Annotated in this window: 1 protein-coding gene; it reads left to right on the forward strand. The window is 33.2% G+C overall.

Annotation, left to right across the window (positions count from 1 at the left end):
• On the forward strand, nucleotides 1–261 hold a 261-nt coding region (locus MAGTDC_RS03690), incomplete at its 5' end, for a hypothetical protein (protein ID WP_146657095.1).
• Nucleotides 262–759: the final 498 nt, after the last annotated feature.

A 759-nucleotide genomic window follows, 5' to 3' on the forward strand; every position in this document is an offset into this window, starting at 1 on the left:
GGTGCTCCAGGAGATGTATTGGCTGGTGAGGTTGATGTTATATGTAAGATGGTTCAACTTTACTGCTTAAATGAGATAAGATTAACACAATCACAAACGTTGTTACTTCCATATGTTTGTATTGTAAATATGAAAAAGGTATTCCAAGGAAAGCTACTGGTATATAAATGATTACCAAGCGAATGTATTTGGTCACAGAACACTATCGCATTAATTAATATTAGCGCAGGAAAGGAAACTCTGATGTTAAATTTTTCATAAGGTCGGGAAAAGTACACGAATAAACACAATTGAATACTGTAGTTTTAAGAAAGAAATAGAGTTTAGGTTATCATGCCTGACAGTAATAGGGCCTATATCGTTTTAATACACGAAATACTACAAGCTTGTAATGTTTATTATCTATCTACATCATAACATATAGGATTCGGTTTTATCACGCATGAAGTTCATAATAGTTGTGATTAACGAAAGAGAAACTTAATTGTCATAAATACTAAATAGTAAAAAATTTACCCTTTGTACCCTTTTGTAAGCACACGTCAACTTGTAACGGAAACATATTGTTACGACGGTCTCCTTGATCGTCGTACGGTACAGTGGAAAACAAAATACAAGACACTAATGAAGTCACTAAAAACCAGCTTTAATTATCACAATTAACAGTTTGTAATCAACAAGGTGTTCAACAGGATTATACTCGTACACTAATTCAAGTCAATCTGTCCACACGCAACAATAACGTCAACTAATAGAGTA

Source organism: Candidatus Hodgkinia cicadicola (assembly GCF_002774925.1).